Annotated in this window: 14 protein-coding genes; 3 read left to right on the plus strand and 11 right to left on the minus strand. The window is 47.3% G+C overall.

Annotated features, from left to right (window positions below; translation table 11 throughout):
- Positions 1-34: 34 nt before the first annotated feature.
- The 7 genes from C0Q44_RS24665 to C0Q44_RS24695 form a co-directional block, all read right to left on the minus strand.
- Positions 35-3,241 carry an alpha-mannosidase gene (locus C0Q44_RS24665; protein ID WP_105409857.1) on the minus strand — a complete coding sequence of 1,069 codons (3,207 nt, stop codon included), beginning with the start codon at positions 3,239-3,241 and terminating at the stop codon, positions 35-37.
- Positions 3,242-3,244: 3 nt separating this feature from the next.
- A complete protein-coding gene (locus C0Q44_RS24670) occupies positions 3,245-5,614 on the minus strand; it encodes a glycoside hydrolase family 3 N-terminal domain-containing protein (protein ID WP_105409858.1) in 2,370 nt (789 codons plus the stop codon).
- Positions 5,615-5,649: 35 nt separating this feature from the next.
- The gene (locus C0Q44_RS24675; protein ID WP_374955149.1) at positions 5,650-6,504 is read right to left on the minus strand and encodes a carbohydrate ABC transporter permease; all 855 of its coding nucleotides are present in this window, start codon (positions 6,502-6,504) and stop codon (positions 5,650-5,652) included.
- A gap of 90 nt (positions 6,505-6,594) precedes the next feature.
- On the minus strand, positions 6,595-7,524 hold the full coding sequence (locus tag C0Q44_RS24680) for an ABC transporter permease (protein ID WP_105409860.1): 930 nt from the start codon (positions 7,522-7,524) through the stop codon (positions 6,595-6,597).
- A 77-nt stretch (positions 7,525-7,601) separates the two neighbouring features.
- Positions 7,602-9,074, minus strand: a complete 1,473-nt coding sequence (locus tag C0Q44_RS24685) for an ABC transporter substrate-binding protein (protein WP_105409861.1) — start codon at positions 9,072-9,074, stop codon at positions 7,602-7,604.
- Positions 9,075-9,355: 281 nt separating this feature from the next.
- Positions 9,356-10,876 carry a response regulator transcription factor gene (locus C0Q44_RS24690; RefSeq protein ID WP_105409862.1) on the minus strand — a complete coding sequence of 507 codons (1,521 nt, stop codon included), beginning with the start codon at positions 10,874-10,876 and terminating at the stop codon, positions 9,356-9,358.
- A gap of 1 nt (position 10,877) precedes the next feature.
- The gene (locus C0Q44_RS24695; protein WP_181151164.1) at positions 10,878-12,674 is read right to left on the minus strand and encodes a sensor histidine kinase; all 1,797 of its coding nucleotides are present in this window, start codon (positions 12,672-12,674) and stop codon (positions 10,878-10,880) included.
- Positions 12,675-12,928: 254 nt separating this feature from the next.
- Between C0Q44_RS24695 and C0Q44_RS24700 the strand changes: the two genes are divergently transcribed.
- The gene (locus tag C0Q44_RS24700; RefSeq protein ID WP_105409864.1) at positions 12,929-15,745 is read left to right on the plus strand and encodes an endo-beta-N-acetylglucosaminidase; all 2,817 of its coding nucleotides are present in this window, start codon (positions 12,929-12,931) and stop codon (positions 15,743-15,745) included.
- Positions 15,746-16,094: 349 nt separating this feature from the next.
- Here the strand turns inward: C0Q44_RS24700 and C0Q44_RS24705 are convergent, their stop codons facing one another.
- Positions 16,095-17,636, minus strand: coding sequence for a replication initiation and membrane attachment family protein (locus tag C0Q44_RS24705; RefSeq protein WP_105409865.1), 1,542 nt, complete (start codon positions 17,634-17,636; stop codon positions 16,095-16,097).
- A gap of 387 nt (positions 17,637-18,023) precedes the next feature.
- Positions 18,024-18,317, minus strand: coding sequence for a YuiB family protein (locus C0Q44_RS24710; RefSeq protein WP_105409866.1), 294 nt, complete (start codon positions 18,315-18,317; stop codon positions 18,024-18,026).
- 391 nt (positions 18,318-18,708) lie between these two features.
- On the opposite strand from C0Q44_RS24710, the gene hemQ reads away from it, so the two are divergent.
- Positions 18,709-19,455: a hydrogen peroxide-dependent heme synthase gene (gene hemQ, locus C0Q44_RS24715; protein ID WP_105409867.1), complete on the plus strand. Its 747-nt coding sequence runs from the start codon at positions 18,709-18,711 to the stop codon at positions 19,453-19,455.
- Positions 19,456-19,836: 381 nt separating this feature from the next.
- On the opposite strand, the gene C0Q44_RS24720 is transcribed toward hemQ, so the two are convergent.
- Both C0Q44_RS24720 and C0Q44_RS24725 read right to left on the minus strand, forming a co-directional pair.
- Entirely contained in the window at positions 19,837-20,091 is a 255-nt protein-coding gene (locus C0Q44_RS24720; protein ID WP_036673350.1) for a hypothetical protein, read from the minus strand.
- Positions 20,088-21,281: an NAD(P)/FAD-dependent oxidoreductase gene (locus C0Q44_RS24725; protein ID WP_105409868.1), complete on the minus strand. Its 1,194-nt coding sequence runs from the start codon at positions 21,279-21,281 to the stop codon at positions 20,088-20,090. The genes C0Q44_RS24720 and C0Q44_RS24725 overlap by 4 nt, the downstream gene beginning before the upstream one ends.
- Positions 21,282-21,864: 583 nt before the next feature.
- On the opposite strand from C0Q44_RS24725, the gene C0Q44_RS24730 reads away from it, so the two are divergent.
- Positions 21,865-22,839 (plus strand): NAD(P)/FAD-dependent oxidoreductase, encoded by a 975-nt coding sequence (locus C0Q44_RS24730; protein WP_219845201.1) that lies wholly within the window; start codon positions 21,865-21,867, stop codon positions 22,837-22,839.
- The last annotated feature ends 33 nt before the right edge of the window (positions 22,840-22,872 follow it).

Raw genomic sequence — 22,872 nt, forward strand, 5'->3', positions numbered from 1 at the left:
GGACATATATAGCTCAAAAATATTTCAAAAAGGTTTACCGCAGTAGCACGGTTTGTATTTCGTAAGGTTTAAAAGATAATGTAATCTGGCCATGTGTATGGGCCAGTGGTTTGACCGGTTCTTCTAATGCGTTGGAGTGGTACGCTTGCTCAAACGCATGCGGCCATTGCAATGTGATGCTTTCGCGTTTGCCTGACGATTCATAGAAGCGGAGTACGGTGCCTTGTCCATCCTCTGCCAATTTGACCGTATCCAGAATGACATGATTGCTGTTGAAATTAATCCATGCTCCGGTTGCCGGGCGTACAGGGGCGGCTTTTGCAGTTGCATCTGCAGTTGGATCTACTCCAGACCCTGGGCTTTGGTGTTCTTGATCCCTCTGTTGTACGTGCCCCATCTGTTGCACTTGCTGCGACTGTTGCACTTGCTGTACCGTCACCTCATGATTCAATTCAGTTGCTTGACGTACGATATGTGCTTTTCGCCAATCTCCTGCGTGCGGATACAGGGAATACGTGAATTGGTGTTCTCCCTGATCAGCCGTGCGGTCGGGCCATTTTGGAGCACGAAGTAAAGATAAACGAATTGTGCTGCCTTGCACGTCATAGCCGTATTTGCAATCATTGAGTAAACTTACGCCGTATCCATATTCGGAGACGTCCACGAACCGATGTCCACAGACTTCATACTGGGCTTGTTCCCAACTGGTGTTACGATGTGTGGGGCGTTCCAGTGCACCAAAAGGAATCTCGAATGTTGCTTTGGACGTCACCACATCAATCGGGAATCCAACTTTCAGCAATTTGTGATCTTCATTCCAGTCCACATAGGTCTCGAAATCAATTCGTGGTGATTCGTGATAGAAGACCATATCCTGCGTAATGACGGATTGATGAAGCTTCCAGCGGAAACGCAGGACATCCTGCGTTGCTCCTGCCAGCACCAGCTTTTTCTCCAGCAACTCCACTGCGCCAGCAACCTGCTCTTCATAACGGGTATCGATATCCCATGCATCCCAGAGTGTCGGACGATCGTGGAAAAAGTGAAATTGATTCCCCTGTTCTCCCGATTTCAGCATCTCTCGCTCTGCGGTTTTATCCCATAAACGCGTGATCTCCCCACGTTCGTTAAACTGCACATGATAAAAGGCAGTATCCCATGTATCATTAAAGGTTGGTTGTGCGGCAAGGTTCGTCATTTCCCGTACATTCGTATCCCTTGTATTTTCCGGTACTAACCAAATCGTCTTATATCCAAATGCCGGAATGTCTGTCACGAGAATAGACATGCTCCCATCCTCCCGATCCATCCGCAAGCGCCGGCCTTCTTCATCAATGCCGTAACGATCGAAGCCATCCTGCACAGGCAGCTGAACCACTGCACTGCGTTTCCAACCCAGACTGTTGAACACAACATAGGCCACTGAATCCTCTGGACCCTGCGTGTTCATGCCTGCTGTCAACGCAGCAACGCCTTGATTCAGTCCTGTTCTGCCCAGCTCGAACACTCGTGCATACTCCTCATTCGATGTCACGTACGATTCCGTAATGGCCGAACCAGGAATGATATCGTGGAATTGATTCAGCAAAATCAACTTCCAGCCCTCATGCAGTGCGGAACGCACTTCGTCTTCCGCCGGCTCATCCATCTCCGGTAGAGCGAGTGTATTCCACAGCTCGGCTTCACGATATAGAACCTCCGCTTTCCGATTGTTGCGCTTGTTGCGTGCATGTGTCGTGTAGGTTCCCCGGTGTAATTCCAGGTACAGATCGCCATGCCATTTCGGCAGTACAGGCTGTTCTTTTTCGATACCAGCAAAAAAAGCTCCCGCTGTGCTATAACGACTTGCAGGCTGTCCTACCATCAGGTCAGCACGATCCACATACTCCAGCATCTCGCGTGTTACCCCGCCGCCACCATCGCCGTGTCCGTATAAAAGCATATGTTCAGGATGCGCTGCTTTCTCCCGGTAGGACTGCCAGTGATCGTAAATATCTTTCGGCAAGGTATGTTCATTAACCCCATGATTGAGGTAGGAGAGGATCGGTGTGCCATCAATGCCAATCCAGTGAAACAGGTCATATGGGAACACATTGGTGTCGTTCCATCCCAGCTTCGTCGTCATGAAATAGTCCACTTTGCCATGCTTCAAAATCTGAGGCAGAGAGGCACAGTAGCCGAATGTATCGGGCAGCCATTCGATCTGCGATGTCTTGCCGAATTCCTCCATATAGAAACGTTGACCATATAACATCTGGCGGATCAAGGACTCCCCGCTTGGAATATTCAGATCTGGTTCCACCCACATGCCGCCAACCAGTTCCCAGCGTCCTTCCACAATCCGCTGCTTCACCCGTGCATACAATTCGGGATCATTCTCCTTCAGAAAGGCATACAGCAATGGCTGACTCTGGGAATAGATATAATTCGGGTATTCATTCATAAGAGCATCCACAGTAGAGAATGTACGACTCGTTTTGCGTACGGTCTCCCGCACAGGCCATAGCCAAGCAATATCAATATGGGATTGCCCCACCATATGCTCCAAGCCTTCTGCGTTGCCGCCAATCTCGCGTACTTGGTGCCTCAGACTATCTTCGATCTGGCGAATACCTTCCCCATGCTTAATCTCTTCCTTTGTCATACCTACGAATTGATCCATCGCACGATAGATGGCTTCCAGCAGACGAACCCGCCGAAAGTCACTTTCCGGCAGCAACACTGCTGAATCCCGTACAATAATGACCGTGTACATCAGGCTGCGAACCGCTTCATTCGGTCTCACCAGCAGGCTGGTAATCGAGGTGATTGGTGGCTGAATCACCGCCTGTTGATTCAGGGGGTCCACAGGTTCAGGCACCGGATCGAACATCTCGATCTCCAGTTCCGGTTCGGTGCCGACTTTGGATGGATCAAGCGTGACGTAAGTATGATTACGGTCCAACCCTTGATAGGAGCGTCCATTTACCCGCAACAGACCTTCTCCACCTGTTTCGAAGACAAGTCCATATGGTGCTTGCTGCCATGATTCAGGAATTTCCAAACGTGTTCTAAAGAAGTAGGTTGTTCCTTGTTTGCTCGGAAATCGTTCAAAATCCTGTCCTGCCGGATAATCACCATGATCCTCATAGTCTCCCGGTACATTATAATAAGCGCGATTGATATGCCAGCTCCGCAGCTGTAATTGTTCCAGCCACTGATGTTCGGATAACTCGCGGATGAACCGTCTGATACGTTCCAAAGCTTACGCCTCCTTTACCGTCAAAACGGTCATTTGCGTATCGTTTACGTTGCTTCCGATATGAATATGGAACTGTCCCGGTTCAACGACTGGCTTCAGGTCCCGGCCAATATATTGCAACTGCTCTGCACCGATGTGTAATTCAACCGTCTGCGTCTCTCCAGGCTCCAGATATACTTTGGCAAAACCCTTTAATTCCTTGTCCGGGCGAGTGATGGAGCTAACCACATCGGATATGTACATCTGAACCACCTCGGCTCCTGCACAACTGCCCGTATTGGTCACATTCACCGATACGGCAACCGAATCGCCCGCAGTTATGTTCGTCCCACTAAGCTTCGGATCACTGTATTCAAATGTGGTGTAACTGAGTCCATATCCGAATGCATAACGTGGCTCCAGATCCTCTTCCAAGTAACGTTTGCCACGGGAACGTTTGCCGTTATAGTAGATCGGTAACTGACCCACATGCTTCGGAATGGAGATCGTAAGTCTACCCGACGGATTCACGTCACCGAACAGAATGTCTGCAATCGCATGCCCGCCTTCTTGCCCCGGATACCACGCCTCCAGAATGGCATCGGCATGCTCATCGACCCATGGCTCAGTAATTGGACGACCATTAATGTAAACTACGACAAGGGTCTTTCCGAGCTTGTGAATCTCCTGAATAAGCTCCAGCTGTACTCCCGCAAGCCCTAACGTCATCCGATCAATACCTTCGCCACACTCCATGTCATTCCATGAATTATCCGATACATTGGAAGCACCCGTCTTCAGATCGATTGTGCCTTCTCCAAAATCACGCGCACTGGAACCGCCCACGACCATAATGACCGTCTCCGCCTGGCTGGCAACTTCGATGGCACGTTCAAATCCTTCTTTGGAATCACCTTTAATCCGGCAGCCCGGTGCATAGAGTACCTCGTTTACAACGCTCTCTACATAGGTTTCAGCACTATTCGTATGACCAGCAGAACCCTTCTCCACGTGCCCATTCGCACTTACAGCCAGCTTACTGCGAATCCCATCCAGTACCGTCGCCACTTTCGACTTCGGTTGCGGTGATGTATAATCGCCGAGCTGATTGTATGCCTGATCCGCATTGGGCCCAATGACAGCAATACGACCTGCCGTTGTAGTGGATAAAGGCAATGTAGCCCCCTCATTTTTGAGCATGACAACCCCTTCCGCCGCCAACTGGCGTGCCAGCTGAACATGCGCTTCACTGCCAATCACTTCTTCTGCGCGATCCGCATCCACATAAGGTTGCTCGAATAATCCTAGACTGAACTTCAAAGCCAATACACGGCGGACAGCCTGATCCAGAACTTGTACATCAAGCTTGCCTTCTGCCACCGCCTGAACCAGATATTGCCCGAACATCTCACCGGACATTTCCATATCAATGCCTGCCTGAATCGCCTGCACCGATGCATCCAATCCATCATTCGCAACGTCATGCCCACTTGCCAGCATGTTGATCGCACCGCAATCCGTAATGACCAGACCGTCAAAGCCCCAATCCTTACGCAGAACATCCTCCAACAATTCCGTATTCACCGTACACGGTGTGCCATCAATTTCGTTATACGCCGGCATAATGGACGCCGCGCCAGCTTCCACCGCTTTGCGGAAAGGATACAGATCCACTTCCAGCAGCTCACGCCAGCCCATGTGTACAGGTCCCGCATTACGTCCACCTTCCGAGCTGCCGTAACCAACAAAATGTTTCAGCGTTGCCGCTACCGCATCCTCCCGATTCAAGCGTTCACCCTGAAGTCCTTCCACCGAGGCAACGGCCAGTTCCCCAATCAGATATGGATCTTCACCGAAGCATTCCTCGGTACGTCCCCAGCGCGGATCACGCACAACATCCAGTACCGGAGAATACGTGACTGCACCGCCTTGAGCACGCGTCTCCCGTGCTACCGCCTGGCACATCTCCCGATACAGATCTACATTCCAGGTGCTCCCCAGCAAAAGCGGTACAGGATAGACGGTTCCGTCAATCGCCATATGTCCATGCGAGCATTCCTCCCCGATCAGGATCGGAATCCCAAGTCTGGAATGCTCCACCGCATAGCGTTGAATCAGGTTAACCGCTTCTGCTCCTTCTCTTGCGGATAACCCATTCTCCAGCGTAACTCCGGTCCAGGGATCGGCTCGTAGTACACCATAGAGAGATCCAACGCCGGTGTTCTGCACTTGCGCTTTAAACGTTTCATTCAGCGTAATGTTCCCCTGATTATTCGTATAGGTCTGCCAGCCGAAAGGCTGGGTGAGTTGACCTACCTTTTCTTCCGTCGTCATCAGACTCAATAGATGCTGTACCCGTTCTTCTACGGATTTGCTTTGGTCCTTATAAGTCATTCATCTGCACCTCCCAATCCTGTCAAGTGATTCGGTTACTCTTTAACTGCTCCCACCGTCAGACCTTGTACAAAGTAACGCTGGAAGAACGGATACGCGAAAATAATTGGCAACGTGGCGAGAACAACCATCGCCATCCGTGAAGTGTCCTGCGGAATAGATTGCATCGCCGCGAGACTCATCGAACTGTTCGCCGAGTTCTGCTGGATGAACTGAATACTCGACTCAATCCGCATCAGCATGGATTGCAGCGGTACGAGATTGGGATTATCAATGTACAATAGCGCATTGAACCAATCGTTCCAGTAACCGAGCGTACTAAATAATCCAATGGTTGCCAGACCCGGTAACGATAAAGGAACAACAATTTTCAGAAACGTATGGAATTCTCCGGCTCCATCAATTCTGGCCGACTCAATGACCGCATCCGGTACACTGGTCGAATAGAAGGTACGCAGAATCATAATATAGAAGGCATTCATCGCAAGTGGCAGAATGAGTGCCCAGACGGTATCTTTCAGTCCAAGAAGCTGGGATACAACCATATAGGTTGGAATCATCCCGCCGTTGAACAACATGGTCAGAATCGCAAATATGGCGAAAAATCTCCGATAACGGAAGCTCTTGCGGGAAATCGCATAAGCATACAGGGACATCAGAATCAGACTGATGATGGTACCGAGTACCGTCACCAGAATGGTCACCCCGTACGCACGCAGCAGTGTGTCACCACTCTGCCAGACGAACTGATAGGCGGCTAGACTCCATTCTGCTGGAATCAGTCGGTACCCATCACGAGCCAGTGCCTTCTCGTCCGTAAACGAGATGATGACTACGAAGATAAATGGAAAAACACAGATCAGAGCGAAGAGTCCGGCGATGATGTTCATAATCACGTTCCAGCCGTTGGATACGTGATGGAAGTCACGTTTTTTAACGAGTTGAGCTTGAGCCACAGTGGTTCACTCCTTTCTCTTGTCCTAGAATAGGCTGCTGTCTTTATCGATTTTGCGTACTACGTAGTTGGAGATGATAACAAGCACAAAGCCTACAACGGATTGATACAATCCGGCTGCTGTACTCATGCCAATCTCACCACTTGTTTTCAAGCCACGATACACATACGTATCAATAACATTCGTTACAGAATAGAGCGTACCGGAATCCCTTGGCACCTGATAGAACAGTCCAAAGTCGGCATAGAAGATGCGACCTACGGCCAGCAATGTCATGATTGTAATGATTGGCGACAGCAACGGAATCGTGATATTGCGAATCTGCTGCCACTTGCTTGCTCCATCGATCATGGCCGCCTCATACAGCGAGCGATCAATGCCCAGGATAGAAGCGAGATAGACGATGCTGTTGTAACCAATCGTTTTCCATAATGCTACAAAAACCAGAATATACGGCCAGTACTTGGCCTCGGAATACCACTGAATAGGTTCCATCCCGAACCAGCCAATAATCTGATTCAACATGCCCCGATCCATGCTCAGGAAGCTGAATGCGAAGTATCCAACGATAACCCAGGAAAGGAAATACGGGAGAAACATACCTGTCTGATATATTTTGGCGAGTCGTTTATTAATGAGTTCCGAGAGCAGGATTGCCAAAGCTACAGCGAATACCAGTCCCAAGAAAATAATGGCGATGTTATAAAAAAGCGTATTGCGTGTAATCAGCCATGCATCACTTGTGCTGAACAGGAATTGGAAATTGTCCCAGCCTACCCATTCACTCTTCATCAGACTTGCCCAGAAGCCTTCGCGGCTGAAACGATATTCCTTAAAGGCAGCCACTGTACCAACGAGTGGCAAGTAGGAGAAGAAGAAGAACCAGATGGCGCCTGGCAGCACCATGAACAGCATGACTCGGTTTCTAATCAGGTTTTTTAAAAATGCAGTCATTATGGATATCCTCCTTCAGGCTTGAATAAAAAAGGACCGGACGCGATAAGCAACCGCCCGATCCTTACGATGTACCGTTACTTGTTCTCTGCTCTCCAGGCATCCAGCTGGCTTTGGGCTTCAGCCATGACTTTCTCCAGTCCGGCTTGATTGAACTTCTCAATCACTTGATCCAGATTGGCTGCCGGGTCCAGTGTACCTGTCATCAGTGCTGCCCAATATTGCTCTTTCACGTTCTGTACCGCCGTCAGTTCAGATGATACATTGCTTGCATCGAAGTTGAAGCTGAGGATCGGGGAATTGACACCTTCAGCATTGAACTTCTTGAACTCATCCCATTTGTTGTCTGGATCATTGCTGTTCAGGTTGAGCAGCATATTGTTTCCAAGGGAGTATGAAGGCATATCGTAGTTTTTCGATTCAGGCAGATTCTCCATGTGGGTGTCATCTACTTTTTTGTAGTGTGTACCTTCAATTCCGGAATCCACCATATTGCGTAGCACAGGATCTGTATTCAGCAGGTTGAGGAATTCCATTGCTTTCTCTGGATATTCCGAGTTGGCTGAGATAGCCATGATTGAACCTTGTACAGATGTATTCGTTATAATCGCATCACTGGCTGGGGTTGAAACAACCTTATACCCGTAACTTGCAGACCACTGATTGTCCGCGAGCGGCTGAGTCTGTGCACGATCCAGGAACCAATTGCCTGATGTCGTCAGGTCGTTCGTGGAACCTGTTGTTGCAGCTTCTGCCGATACATAACCTGCCTTGTAGTATTTGCTCATCGTGGTGAGTGCTTCTTTCATTTCAGGCGTTTCCAGAATGTTCACGAGCTTATAATCTGTTGTATCCAGCTTGATCGCCATTGGCAGATTCTGAATGACATAGTCATAAGGCACATAAGGAACATAATTCTTATCCATGGCAAAAGGCGTTACACTTGGCTCACTTTCCTTGATCGTTTTGAGCAAAGGCTCCAGACTGTCTAACGTACGGATACCGGAGATATCAAGTTTGTATTTATCCAGCAGCATTTGGTTAAAACGCCATACCTCTTGTTGAGGCAACTCCTTGTTGGCAGGAATTCCGTAATTGTGTCCGTCCACTTTCGAACCGCTGAGGAATGCAGGATCAATGGTCTTGGTCAGATCCTGACCGTATTCTGTCAGCAGGTCATCCAGTTCAAGGAATGCACCTTTCCGGGCATTCTGTACATAATCGAATCCACCAGATGAAGTGAATAGAATATCCATTGGCTCACCTGACGCTACGTTGACTTGCATCTTCTGCGGGTAGTCACCCCAGTCCACCATTTTCATCGTCACGGTTGCGTTAATTTTCTCTTTGGTGTACTTACTAACTTCTTCCATTACTTTATTGACGTCTTTCTGAGGCGTACCGATCGTGTACCAGATCAACTCGACCGCGTCATCTCCCGCACCCCCGGATTCGGAAACACTTTTGCTTCCTCCACAGGCACTAAGAACAAGTGTAACGGCCATTAACGATGCAAGAACGAGCGAGAAACGTTTTCTTTGTTTACTCATTTCTTTGACCCTCCCTTTTCGTGTTTCCTTAAACTCTACAATCTAACTGCTTTAACCTTATCGAATGAAAGCATTTACAAAAAGAAGATAAACTCAAGTTTTCGAGGTACAAATTAAAGAGAATTCGTCTCTAGGCACCTATTTTGTACCTGTTTAAATAAATCGCTTACATAAAAGAGACATGCCGGGTAACGTATGGCATGAATTTCATGGCATGCCATTCCTGTTCCGAGTATGTCTCTTGGATCTCCGTCCGCAAGTTGGATCTTCCAGCCACCGAATTAACCAAAAACCTTGAAATCGGTCGGTGAAATGCCCACATATTTGCGGAATTGCTTATAGAAATAGCCGGTCTCCCAGTACCCTACATTTCGGGCAATCTCATGTACCTTTAGATTGGTATTCCGTAACTGCTCCTTCGCACGTTCAATCCGGTATTTGTTAATATATTCGGCAAACGTCTCCCCGGTCTCCTTATGGAATAATTGTCCTAAATACACTGGATGCAGATGATAATGGGCACCCAATAGCTTCAAGGAAAGCTCTTCTGCGTAATGTTTGTCGATATGTTGAAGCACCTGGTTCACAATCGGATTCTTCAGATCCTGCAATAGGGATTGGATCGTCTGCGACCCAACCTGTTGAAGCGCTCGCACGAGTTCATCAAACGTTGCACTGTCCAGCACAAGACGAAGCCCTTGTTGGTATATCGCAGACTCATCCGAATGTTTGATGCTCTCCAGTTCCATCTTGAAGCGAATCACCACTTCCAGTGCCGTATTCTGAAGTTCCCCAGGCGTAAGTCCATGCCGATGTTGTTCGAAATCCATACGAATCCGGTCAGCAAGTTGTTCGGTATTGCGGGACAGAATTAGTTTGGAGTACTCCCTCCAGTCGATGAAGAAAGTCGCCGCCGAGTTGCCGCATCGATCCAGAATGGCATGGTCAATGACTTTCAGATCGGGATAGATCATCACATACTGAAGTGCCTTCTTCGCCTCTTCATAACTTACTGGAGCATGGTAGAGCCCCTTCATCAACCCGCCTGCTCCAATACGTACTGCAGGATGTGTTACTGAGATTACATCAGAGATAACCTGAAGGCCATCCATCAACTTCTGTTTCTCATCTTCGTTGCCGTCAACATTGGCAACAATAACGAGATCTCCATCCATATCATGGAATACATTCAGTTGAGGCTTGTCCTTCAGCATCCCCTCCACACGTTCAAACATGCCGGATGTTTGCCCTTTGTCTTTGTCACGTAGAACAGCTACAGCCACATCCGTGGCCTCCAGGGAAAGATTCATAAATCGGGCACGTTCCTCAAACTCGGTAGCCGCGATCTGTCCTGTCAGCCAGCGATGCAGGATATTGTCTTTCAGAATCTGGATGCCATACGCATCATCGGCTTGAGGTGACTCCGTATGATCCAGTTTGGATGCCGTGTTGCTCAGCGTGGATTCCAGTTCTTCCACATTAATAGGCTTGAGCAGATAATTCTCAATACCGAGCTGCATGCCTTCTTTCAGATATTCAAACTCATTGAAACCACTGAGGATCATGACCTTTAACTCAGGTTGAAGTCGTCTGACTTCCCGAATCAGATCAAGACCATTCATGAGTGGCATGGATATATCCGTAATCAGAATGTCCACAGGCTGAGCAGAGAGTGCGTTCAACGCCGCCTGTCCATTGCCGGCATGACCTACAATTTCCATACCGAATGAAGACCAGTCTACAATATCGTATAATCCTTCAATGATGAACGGCTCATCGTCCACAATAAACACCTTGTACATGTCATACACCTTTCCCTTCTGTATGCGGATGATGCGGATATCGCACTCTGATCCGTGTCCCTTCTCCGAGGGTGCTCTCTATCGTAATTCCGAACTCTGGGCCGTACAGGAAACGCAATCGACTATGGACACTTCGCAGCCCGAACATCTGACCAGACTCTTCCGGGCGTTCCAGTTCTTCAAGGATCTCGCTCAGACGTACAGGATCAATGCCTTTGCCGTTATCCCTGACCTCCACCTGCACCACACCATCCGTCTCTTCTACAACAATGGATAACCGGTTATCCGAACGTTCTGTCTGAATGCCATGTACCACATAATTCTCGATGATCGGCTGCAGCGAAAGTTTCACCACAGGGTGTTGATAAAAAGCGGATTCGATCTGGATGGTATAGATGAAAATATCTTTATAGCGGATTCGGAATAACTCCAAATATAAGCGGCAAGCTTCCATCTCATCCTTCAGCGTATAGTTTTTCTTCTGTTGTACCAGGCTTTTGAATAATACGGACAGGCTATAGATCATCTCGCCAACATCCCTCGCCCCCTGGGAGATCGCCCTCATGCGAATCACTTCAAGTGTATTATATAGAAAGTGCGGGTTGATTCGAGCCTGTAATGCGACCAGTTCGGTCTCCTTCTGTTTGATCTCGGCTTTGTAGACCCGTTCAATATACAGATTAAGCTCATCCAGCATATCATTGAAGCTATGCGAGATTTGCCCAAGTTCATCATCACGTGCATCGTCAATGCGAGCCGTCAGATTGCCGTATTTCACTTTTTGAGTGAAGCGAATAATTCTACGGGTTCGTTTGGCAAAGTTAATAATGAAAAACGCCGGAACCAGCACGGCAAACAGAATACATACGATACTGATGGAGATGATGGTATTGCGAATACCCGCATACGTTTCAGCCATCTCTTCCACCGGAACGGTTCCAATGACAACATAGCCCTGATCCGCAGAGACGAACTTGTTCACATACATGTTCTGTTCCTTTTTCATCGCATCCATATCCGTCTGATCAAACAGGGAATCGGCCACATTCACATAGGGATACTTCTTCCCGTAATAATGATCGTTGGAGTCGAATAATACGGTCCCTTTGGACGACAATACCACGATATCTCCCTTCAGATTGCTCTCGTAATTATCCAGCGCATTCCCGATTCCCGCCGAGTCAAAGAACACGAGAAATTGTCCCAAATTACGAAGGGTCTGTGTATTGTTAATGGGGACGCGGATGGAATAGAGCGCAGGGTCCCATTGATTGATCTCTTTGCGAATCCAGTAATTGGGCGCACTAATATTGGGCGTTTCCATCGCCATCACATCAGGAATATAGGAATGGGCCACATTCGTATCCAACTTGCGGAACGGCTTGTTCTGATTGAAGGTAGACAGATCCTGCTGCTCAGCGCTGTATAACATGAGTTGGTTAATCTGCGAATTGCGATCCATAATATTCTGAAAATGTTTCAGCACATCGGCGGAATAATCATCCTGATTAGCGTAATATCCATTCGTCATGTGCTGAACATATTCAGCATACGTGTGATTCATCAGATACGTAATGTTGGTGGACAGCGCCTCATTCTGATGCATATCCCTCACCATGTTCTGCACGGATTCATACTGCTGATGAATATACCGATCCACATGTTCCATCGCTGCTTTCTGGATCGCGAGTTCCCGGCGAATCGTGGAGTCGGACACCGACAGGAAGATGATATAAGATAACGTAATGATCGTGACAATCGAAATCATCGAGAAGATCAGCAGCATTTTCATAAACATATTATTTTTGAAGAAATTATTGTAAACGCTAACAATTTTCAATTCGCTCGTTCCCTCCGATGCTGTTTTCCTGACTTGAATTATACCATCAGGCTTCTGACATAAACTTGTCACCCGTAATTTTTCTTTAGTTTATACCTGTCTTTCTTTAATTTTGCCCTATTTAAAAACGCTTTCATCCTCTATCGTTAACCATACGTTTAGCTTTGTGTTAAAGAATACCAACCATTCATTCCACTTGAAGGAGGAACAGCATGACACGCAAACTCAAACCGAAAGGCATCATTCCCAAGGTCACTGCCATGGTCCTGACTACGGCTCTGCTTGGACAAGTTGTTGCATCATCCGTTTATGCCGGAGACACGCTCCCTTACACCGGTGACAGCGCCAAAGGGGTGAATCAACCCTATCAGCACGGATACACTTCGGCTCAGATTCTAAACTGGACACCCGAAAGTGATATCCATGGTGAGCTGGTTCGTGCCCATGTCCCCCTGCAACCCCGTAATGAAGCGTTCGCTGCTACACAGGCGTATCCTGATCTCAGCCCAGACACCCAGCTATTTACGATGAGTGGTGATTACGGCAATGCATTCTTTGATAGCACACCATATACCAATGAATTCAGTCAGTATCTGTTTAATTATTGGCAGTATACAGACTACTACAGCTATTGGCACGGCATGGCCTCTGCCGGAGTGCCGGAGGAGCTGTATGATCCGAATAAGGAGTGGACGGAGAAATACTTCGAGTTTGGCATTTTGAACATTCCTAATCCGGCCTACACCAATGCAGCCCACAAAAATGGCGTTAAGTCCATTGCCAACATCTTTTTCTCAGACAATGACCGTGGACCACAGACGTACAAACAAATGCTGGTACAGGATGAGAACGGCAACTTCCCTGTAGCCGAGAAACTGACCGAAATGGCGAAGTATTATAACTACGATGGATATTTCTTCAATCAGGAAGAGGTCGCTCGGGGTGTAGCCCCTGAGGATATCGCTTCCTACAAGAAATTCATGAAAGGTCTAAGAGATGAAGGCTTATATGTTCAGTGGTACGATTCCACGATTAATACAACGGGCAAGATTCAGTACCAGAACGAGTTCAACGGACTTAACAGCCCCTTTGTGCAAGATACCGCTCTGGGCAGAGTCTCGGATTCAATCTTCCTGAACTATGTGTGGAACCACAAGATGCTCCGTGATTCCCGTGATCATGCGATCAGCCTGGGACTTGATCCACTGGAAACTGTATTTGCCGGAGTTGAAGGTGGGCATGACAAATTCGGTCGCTGGAAGCAGTCCTATGACTTGCGCCATAATCTGGATGAGAATGGTCAACCCATGAACAGTATTGCGACACTGGGTGCCGACTTCACCCACAACGCCCTGGATGAAGAAATGGGCGATGGCAGCACCAATCACCGAGCTGAGGATCAGTATCAATGGATGACCTTTGTACGTGATCGCGCTTGGTGGTCCGGACCAAATCAGGACCCGACGAATGCACGGCGTAACGCCTCGGCGGACCTGTCGGATGTATACGCTTCCGGCGCAAACTGGGATGGGATCGCTGCGTACCTCACCGAACGCTCCGTCATTAATGGCTCCAACTTTGCAACCAACTTTAATACAGGCCATGGTCTGAAATATTATGAAGACGGTAGTGTCTCGAATGATAAGGAATGGTCCAATATCAATATTCAAGATATCCCTGTCACTTGGCAGTGGTGGATGGATAGCGAGGGTGACAAGCTACGTGTTGATTTTGATTATGGTCCAACCTACGAGAAAGGCGCAAGATACAACTATGACTCCATTGGCGCGTTCAATGGCGGCAGCTCTCTCGTGGTGAACGGTAAACTGAACGCGGACAACTTCCTGCGCTTGTATAAGACTGACCTGTCCGTCAACGGACAATCGAAACTGGAACTAACGTATAACAAACCGTCTGGCAGTGATGCCTCTTCCCTGCATGTTGGATTGATCTTCGAGGATGATCCATCCAACGTGGTCTACGTGGAAGTGCCTCAGTCAGGCCAGCAGACCGACGGCTGGAAGACCGTTTCACTGGATTTGAGTGCATATCAGGGTAAGACGATTGCTGCTCTAGGATTATCTTTTGACCCTAATGGCGAGACGATCGAGAATTACCAGATGAATATTGGTGAGATTCGCATGATGGACGGTTCAGCCGCTGTGCCGGATGCCCCTACCGGATTCCATATTGCCAAGGCACTGACCAACACCGATGAACTGGTTGTAGCCTGGGACATGAAAGACTATTCTGAAGTGAAACAATACAACTTGTATGAAAATGGTGCCTATGTTGGCGGCGTGTATGATTCTACTTTTTATATCAAATCGCTGAAGCAGCGCTCTGGAGAACTGTCTATACGTGCTGTTGGTGCAGATGGTACCAAAAGTGAAGCAACCGTCCTGCCTTATGATCTGAATGCAGCCGTTCAGAATATTGATGTGAAATTCAAGAAAAATGGCGATGCCATTGTAAGCTGGAAAAACCCGAAGAAAGCGAAAGATACGGGTAAGGATAAGAATACGGATAAGGACAAAGATAAAAATAAAGACAAAGGTAAAGGCAACGAGTCCATTCAGCTCACACTTGAAACCGAATATACAAAAGAGCCCTTCACTAAGTCGCTTCAGGTCAAAAAAGGCAAACCATCTGCCGTCCTAACCGGACTTCCGACTAATGGTGAACATTACGTGTTGAATATCGCCATTGGCGAGCAGAATTCGGTAACCCATACCGGGCAGCTCGCAGATCTTCAGATTACACCATACGCCAAGGAAAAGGTGACGGTAAAAGATGGAAAGTACACACTTGCCCTGCCGGATCTGGAGGACTGGTACAAGATCTATGTGTATGAAAATGGAGTAGCACGCCAGTTCGGAGTCACTTATGTTTCGCAGAAATTCCCGTATATCATTCGGGGCAGAACAAAGCTGAGTGAACTGACCTTCACATCAACGTCCAGCAACAGCTCTTTGAAACTGGTCATTGAGGATTATGCGGGTAATCAGGCCACTACGATTTTGAGGTAACATTGCAAGTTATTTTTCAGGCTAACCTGTATAACATTTTAGCAACTTACAGCTATTTCAGTAAAAGAGAGCCCTCTCACTTCTGAAGTGCACCCCTTAGAATAGACATTGGAAAAACCCCAGGTTTAACCGATGAAATTCTAGGGGGTAAGCATTTTCGGGGTCTGTTATTGATTAAATCTTATCTAGGAAGTGGGCGAGAAAGTCATCCTATGCAACACGAATGATGACGACGCCTAGAGAAACGATTCCTCATATCGGTTCATGTCTCTATACTTCCTTTCCCTAATGATTTTGCAAAAAAAAGACAAGCCCCCATCATAAGAGACCTGCCTTTGGATAGATTTATTTATGAAGTTCCTTTTTGCTTACTTGCCTGCATCTGCTGGGCGAATCTCATCATCTCTTCGAACTCTTCCTCTGATACAGCATCCCCATCAGAACTTACGTCTTGTACAATCGGAATTTCGGGCTTCGCTTTGGTTCCTTTGCCGTATGTACGGGTACGGGTTCCAGCTGCACCAGCAGCCTGTTTGCCTTTGACCTTGGCCTGATCGCGAATATATTGAACAGCCTTCTCATAAGAGTTTACCTGTTTGAGCAACATGTTGGAGGCGATCGCCTCAACGAAGTTACGGTTAATCCGTTGCTCTCCACCGGACACCAGCAATGCCATCAGATAATGGATCAGCACATTGATGACTTCACCAGGCAACTTGTAGCTCAGATCAATTTTCTCAAATATATCGATCAGATTGTCCGGTACGGCACCAGGGAAGAACGTCTGTAGCAAGCGGGTATACGGCTCATTACGCAACATCATGTTGTATTGATGAATATCACACTTCGTCATAAATTGCGGAGGCACTTCGACGTAATATTCCATCTGTACCCCATGCTCGACCGGCGGTTCACCGGAGTCCTCTTTCTCTTTCCGTTCAGGCTCCTCCATATGCTGTCTCAGTGCCACTACCTTGGCTGCTTGTACAGTCTGCTGTTCATGACGCTTCTTCGTCTGTCTGAACTGCAGGCTTGCCTTATGTTGCAGGTCATCCAGAATCAGTTGACCCTGCGGACTGAAGATATCATCCTCATCAAGCAAACGGCATACATCCTGCACACTGAGATTAAACTTATTCACCACATAATTGACAATTCCCAATTGTTCATGGTCGAAGCGAAGCTGCTCAACATGCCGACGATTGACGGACTCCCGTGGAAAACGCAAAATAATGTCGGCATAGTTCAGACTATTTTCCTCCGCTGTATCATTTGTGCCTGTCCGCTGAGCCGTAGTCGATACTTCCGACAATGCCTGCTCCAATTCATAATCAATGACATGGGTATTGAGTTCAAATAAATCGTAAAAAGGAACGGAAATATTCTCTTTATTGGCCACCGGGTAAGGCGCGTCCCCATTTTCCACTGCCGAAAAACCGGAACGCAGGGAAAGGACGGCGAATTTGCCAATCTTGTCACGAAGCAGCAGTGTCAAATGCTGTGTACGAAAAAATTCTGCCGGAGAGAGCGGCGGCTGCAGCTCATATTCGTAGATGTAATCATCATTTTCCGGAATATATAGCCGTGAAGTCTGAAGCAGTCCCACCGCTTCAAGCTTGGACGCCTGCTCGACCAGATATTTGCGCCCTTTCTCGCTCGGCTCCAATCCAAGCGTCATGAACAGCCTCCGTTGCTGCTCAAGCGGTGAGTAACCGACCTGTTCACCGGGAAGATGCTGAAACAACAGCCGATACAAGCCAACCGCAAAAGCACCTACCATGGGCTGATAAGCACCTGTAAGCATACGGTCATCCAGGGCACTAAGTCCAAACTCCCTGTATACGCAGTAGCGATGATGTTCAGTATAATGGTGCAGATTCTTCATGCGCATAGCCTGATCTCCTTCTCCCCAAAAGTATGTTTATCTATTCTATCATAAATGTCTGATCCTCAAATGCTCAAAAACAGGTAAAAAGACGGCCTGTTCTCGCTCCGTTTCGTCCTAGGTCGACATCATTCACGTTTTCGCAGTATTAAACCACTTTCGAAAGATGACAAATGCCGTGAGTCGCTAGAATACTATAAAAGCTGTAGCGGCAGAATACAAGTGATGATCTGAAGAGAATGTTCTCCAGATGTATATGAAGCACGGCTGTACAATAATTCTTCCATTTTACATAAATAGCAAAAAAGCCTTCCCTTGCAGTCGTAAGCGTTTACGACAAAGGTAAGACTCCACGTGATTGCAGACAGGTATGCACGACCTCTTTCCAACAAACTAGAACATTCTGTACCCACCCAGACGCAACTTCTGAATCGTCCAGCCGCTGATGACCGCTCCCGTGAGCCCGGCGATACCCGTCATATAGTCTACAATGTGGAAAGATCCCAGATGTGACACCAGAGATGACGATTGATCCCATAGGGAGTACACTACAATCGGCAGAATGACAATGATGAACAGATAGGAAGGAAACCAGGTGGTCTTCATCAACATATTCAGAATGAAACCGATACCAAACATCATTACGAAAAATAATACCATTAACACCAGTACAGGTATAAATTGCATCGGGCGACGTTCACCTCTTCTTTCACACTTTAGAGTTTCACTTCTGGATAGTAGATAGTGCGTGTCCCAAAACTCGCTGAAGTGCATCTTTTACCGCCTTTTCGCCCCCTGCCGCGTCACTTTCCCTTGACGTGCCCCGGCACGCCTGCGGAAAACTTCCTTGCTTGGAACGAAAATTCTGCAAAATCTGCTTCCTTCGGAGTTTTCAGACACACCCTAGTGTACCGCAAAAAATGTGGCGAAGCAACGAACTTTCTGGACAATTTTCCCTATATTCACCATCTCTTCATTTGCCCTTCTGCTTCCTGTTGGGATACAATGTAAACGATAAAGCACTCACCCGTCCCTTATAGGGGATTTGGAAATATACCTTGCAGGAGGAACTAAACCAATGAACGAAGCCGCATCAACGCTGGAGGGCTGGTATGCCCTGCATGATTTTCGCTCGATTAACTGGGCCGCCTGGAAAGCAGCCGATGATGAAGAACGCGCCGTAGCACTGGACGAGCTGGAGGAATTCTGGAAGGAATGGAAAGAAGTCGAGAATTCTTCCCAAGGAAGTACGGTCGTCTATACTGTTGTGGGACAAAAGGCTGACCTTGTCATGATGCACCTGCGTGAAACGCTGGAAGATCTGAAGGCGGTCGAGAATGCGTTCAACAAAACGATGTTTGCCCAGTACACCACCAAATCGTATTCCTATGTCAGTGTAGTGGAACTGAGCAACTACCTTAGCAAAGAAGGCGAAGATCCGATGCAGAACCCGGACATTATCGCCCGTCTGAAGCCTGTTCTACCACAACGCCAATATATCTGCTTCTATCCAATGAACAAAAAGCGTGAGCTGAATGACAACTGGTACATGCTGTCCATGGATGAGCGTCGTACCATGATGCGCAGTCACGGCATGATCGGCCGTAGTTATGCAGGTAAAGTGAAACAAATCATTACCGGCTCCGTTGGTTTCGATGATTGGGAATGGGGCGTTACGCTATTCGCAGATGATGCGCTTCAGTTCAAGAAACTCGTCTATGAGATGCGTTTCGATGAAGTAAGTGCCCGTTATGGCGAATTCGGTTCGTTCTATGTGGGAAGCTTGCTGAATGAAAGCACACTGGAAGAGATGCTGAAACTGTAATTTGTTTCATACATGCAAGGATCGTACAGCTTGCCTTCTATTGAGGCAGGCTGTACGATTCTTTTTAATTTCAGGACAGCATAACAAAAGCACCGCGGATATATCCTTTAAGGATTGCTCCGCGGTGCTTTTGTTCATACTTATTACGTACTTCAAGCTTGATTAGGATCTATATAATTTGAATTGTTTAGTGTTTACACAAAAAACGGAAAGGACAGAAAAAACCTGAAAAAGCGAAGCTACAAGCTTTCTCCAAGAAAGCTACTTCGAAAGCATACACTTCGCCTTTATCGGAAGCATACGCTATCACCGGATTTTCCCTTTAACAAAAGGGAATCAAAAAATCTGGGGATAACAGCGATTGGAAGGTTATATAAAGTCTTAATCCTCGTCCTCCTCATCAACCGCTTTCAGCGATTCGAGGAATTCGGCTGTGGCCCGGTCACGGTCACGCCCCTTCTCCTTCAACCGCTCAATCGCAGGCAAAATGAGAATATCCACTTCCTTCTGAACGATATAGGCCAGATCGTACTGATCCTGCTCCTCCAGATATCCACCCACCTGCATCAGGGCGTTGTATCGATCCAGTTCTTCACGCGTTAGTAGTCCCCTAACCTGAACACTGCAATGTCTCATCCAAAGAACCGCCCTTTCTTCAGGACCAACGGAATACCGCCAATAATGAACAGGTATCGTAAATCAACCAGTTTCTTCAACTGAGCTGCTTTCCAGCCTTTGTACTTCTTGCCACCTACAACGGCAATCGCTTCACCTTTACCCAATGAGGCAACCGTACCTTTGCTCGTAAATACAAAAGGTTGTGGCTGTTTCTTGCGAATGGATGCCACGACGTTCTTCGCACAGTTGACACCCTGCTGCATCGCAATCTGGGCTGTAGGCGGATAAGGACGTCCTTCCGCGTTGAAGACAAGGGAATTATCACCGATGACATAAACATGCTCATGTCCCGGGGCACGTAGATAGTCGTCTACTTTCACTCGTCCCCGCATGACTTCAAGACCTGCCTGTTCCAGCAAAGAGTTACCACGAATACCGCCAGTCCATACGACTGTAGCTGCATCAAGCTTTTCACCCTCACCGACAATAACGCCATCCGGCAGACATTGCTTGATGGGAACACCTATTTTGAAGGTAACACCCTTCTTCTTCAACACGTTCATCGCATGCTCCACCAGTTCCGGATCAAATCCAGGCAAGGCCGAAGGTGCTGCCTCTACATTGTAGATATGCACATGTTTGGGATTCACGTCGAACTCCTTACATAGTTGTGGAATACGGTCCGCAAGTTCAGCTACGAATTCAACACCACTGAAACCTGCTCCCCCAACGACAAACCGAATACGGTTTCGTTTGTTGTCGTTTTTGTACATCGCAAATTGATATTCGATGTGTTCTCGAATCAGTCGGACCGAGTTAATGCTGCGGATCGTCATGGCGTGGTCAAGCATACCTGGAATACCGAACGTCTCGGGTTCCCCGCCTAGTCCAATAATCAGATAGTCATAGGATAATGTGCCATCCTCCAGAATAATCTTCCGATCCTGTAGACGAATCTCCTTCACAGAAGACTTGACCAGATCAATCTTGAACTCATCAATGAGCTTCGAAATGGAGACTCTCGCATGCTCAATGGTATCCGTGCCGGCTGCCGGCATATGTAGATGTGTTGTAATATAGTGATAATCATGCCGGTTCACCAATGTGACGTCGGCCTCGTTATAATTCAATTCCTTCTGCAGCCGCTGGGCTGTCAGAATCCCGCCATAGCCCGCGCCGAGGATGACGATTTTGGGAATACTGCTCATGTCTATACCCCTTCCGGTTTCGCTCGCACCAGCCCCAGATGGGGTGTTGATGCAAAATGCACTTACTTACAAATATTGATGAGGTCTTATCCATTATGACGACAAATGTTAACTTCGCGAATTTATTTTAACGTTTGAATCAATTTCATAACTCACTAAACATGGGTTTATGAAACTAGATTCGTTTGCACGCAAGTTATCGTTTTAAGTTGTGAAATTAACCACAAGTTTCCACAAAAAAGGTGGATTGTCTTCACATTACATATTGACTCTAAATTAGACAAAAAAACACATAGTACAGGTCAAGGATATCTGTATTTCTGGTAAAGATCAAGGTTTTTTTTGTTATTTTTCATAACCTTTCATTTCCAATTTCATCCTATTCTCATCGGATCTTCATCAATTATTCTCAGATTCGTGACACAGTTAACTTTGCAACCCTGAATACACCGTTTATAATAGGAAAGACAGTTCAGCACCAATGCCGGTTACGATACGTAGCCTGCACTTTTTCTCTGTTCACTACCTATTAAAATATGAAAGGTGTTGTTGATTCTTGACTGCACAGATTTCCAGTCATGATATGACTGATTTGCTTATTATTGGTGGCGGACCTGCGGGTCTATTCGCCGCATTTTACGGTGGGATGCGTCAAGCATCCGTTACACTGGTTGAAAGTATGCCACAGCTTGGCGGACAGCTTGCCGCTCTTTACCCGGAGAAATACATCTATGATGTAGCCGGATTCCCGAAAGTAACTGCTCAGGAACTGGTGAATAACCTGGTGGAGCAAATGAGTCATTTTAACCCGAACATCCGCCTGGAAGAAAAGGTTGTATCGGTTGAGAAAAAAGCTGAACAACATTTCATTGTGAAGACGGATGAGAATGAATATCATGCCAAAGCCGTTATTATTACGGCTGGTGTAGGCGCGTTCGAACCACGCCGCCTGGAACTTGAAGGTGCTGCCAAGTTCGAGAAGAGCAATCTGCACTACTTCATCAATGACCTGAATGCCTTCGCTGGCAAAAAAGTACTGATCAGTGGCGGTGGTGACTCCGCTGTAGACTGGGCGCTCATGCTGGAGCCAATCGCTGAGCAAGTGACCCTGATCCATCGCCGGGACAAGTTCCGTGCGCATGAGCATAGTGTGGAAAACCTCATGAATTCCAAAGTTAATGTCGTTACACCGACCGAAATCACGGAACTTCATGGTGATGATACCATTACCAAGGTAACTCTTGCACACGTCAAAACCAAAGAAACACAAGAAATCGAAGTGGATGACGTTATCGTTAACTTCGGATTTGTCTCTTCTCTCGGACCCATTGCCGAGTGGGGAATTGAAATTGACAGCAACTCCATCGTTGTTGATTCCCGCATGGAAACGTCTATTCCAGGAATCTTCGCTGCCGGGGATATTACAACCTACCCAGGCAAACTGAAATTGATCGCTGTCGGATTCGGTGAGGCCCCAACAGCAGTCAATAATGCGAAGGTATACTTCGATCCAGATGCCAAACTGTCCCCGGGACACAGCAGTAACATGAAACGCTAGTTTCGCTAAATTAACATAAATGATACAAAAAAG

The sequence above is a fragment of the Paenibacillus sp. PCH8 genome (genome assembly GCF_002968835.1).
Classification (GTDB): domain Bacteria; phylum Bacillota; class Bacilli; order Paenibacillales; family Paenibacillaceae; genus Paenibacillus.

Excerpts from the sequence above, each read along its gene's own strand:
- C0Q44_RS24710 (WP_105409866.1), bottom strand. The coding sequence starts at position 18,317 with ATGCAATTTATACCTGTACTGGTGTTAATGGTATTATTTTTCGTAATG.
- C0Q44_RS24670 (WP_105409858.1), bottom strand. The coding sequence starts at position 5,614 with ATGACTTATAAGGACCAAAGCAAATCCGTAGAAGAACGGGTACAGCAT.
- C0Q44_RS24700 (WP_105409864.1), top strand. The coding sequence starts at position 12,929 with ATGACACGCAAACTCAAACCGAAAGGCATCATTCCCAAGGTCACTGCC.
- C0Q44_RS24685 (WP_105409861.1), bottom strand. The coding sequence starts at position 9,074 with ATGAGTAAACAAAGAAAACGTTTCTCGCTCGTTCTTGCATCGTTAATG.
- C0Q44_RS24725 (WP_105409868.1), bottom strand. The coding sequence starts at position 21,281 with ATGAGCAGTATTCCCAAAATCGTCATCCTCGGCGCGGGCTATGGCGGG.
- C0Q44_RS24720 (WP_036673350.1), bottom strand. The coding sequence starts at position 20,091 with ATGAGACATTGCAGTGTTCAGGTTAGGGGACTACTAACGCGTGAAGAA.
- C0Q44_RS24675 (WP_374955149.1), bottom strand. The coding sequence starts at position 6,504 with ATGAACATCATCGCCGGACTCTTCGCTCTGATCTGTGTTTTTCCATTT.
- C0Q44_RS24690 (WP_105409862.1), bottom strand. The coding sequence starts at position 10,876 with ATGTACAAGGTGTTTATTGTGGACGATGAGCCGTTCATCATTGAAGGA.
- C0Q44_RS24695 (WP_181151164.1), bottom strand. The coding sequence starts at position 12,674 with ATGTTTATGAAAATGCTGCTGATCTTCTCGATGATTTCGATTGTCACG.
- C0Q44_RS24730 (WP_219845201.1), top strand. The coding sequence starts at position 21,865 with ATGACTGATTTGCTTATTATTGGTGGCGGACCTGCGGGTCTATTCGCC.
- C0Q44_RS24680 (WP_105409860.1), bottom strand. The coding sequence starts at position 7,524 with ATGACTGCATTTTTAAAAAACCTGATTAGAAACCGAGTCATGCTGTTC.
- hemQ (WP_105409867.1), top strand. The coding sequence starts at position 18,709 with ATGAACGAAGCCGCATCAACGCTGGAGGGCTGGTATGCCCTGCATGAT.
- C0Q44_RS24705 (WP_105409865.1), bottom strand. The coding sequence starts at position 17,636 with ATGCGCATGAAGAATCTGCACCATTATACTGAACATCATCGCTACTGC.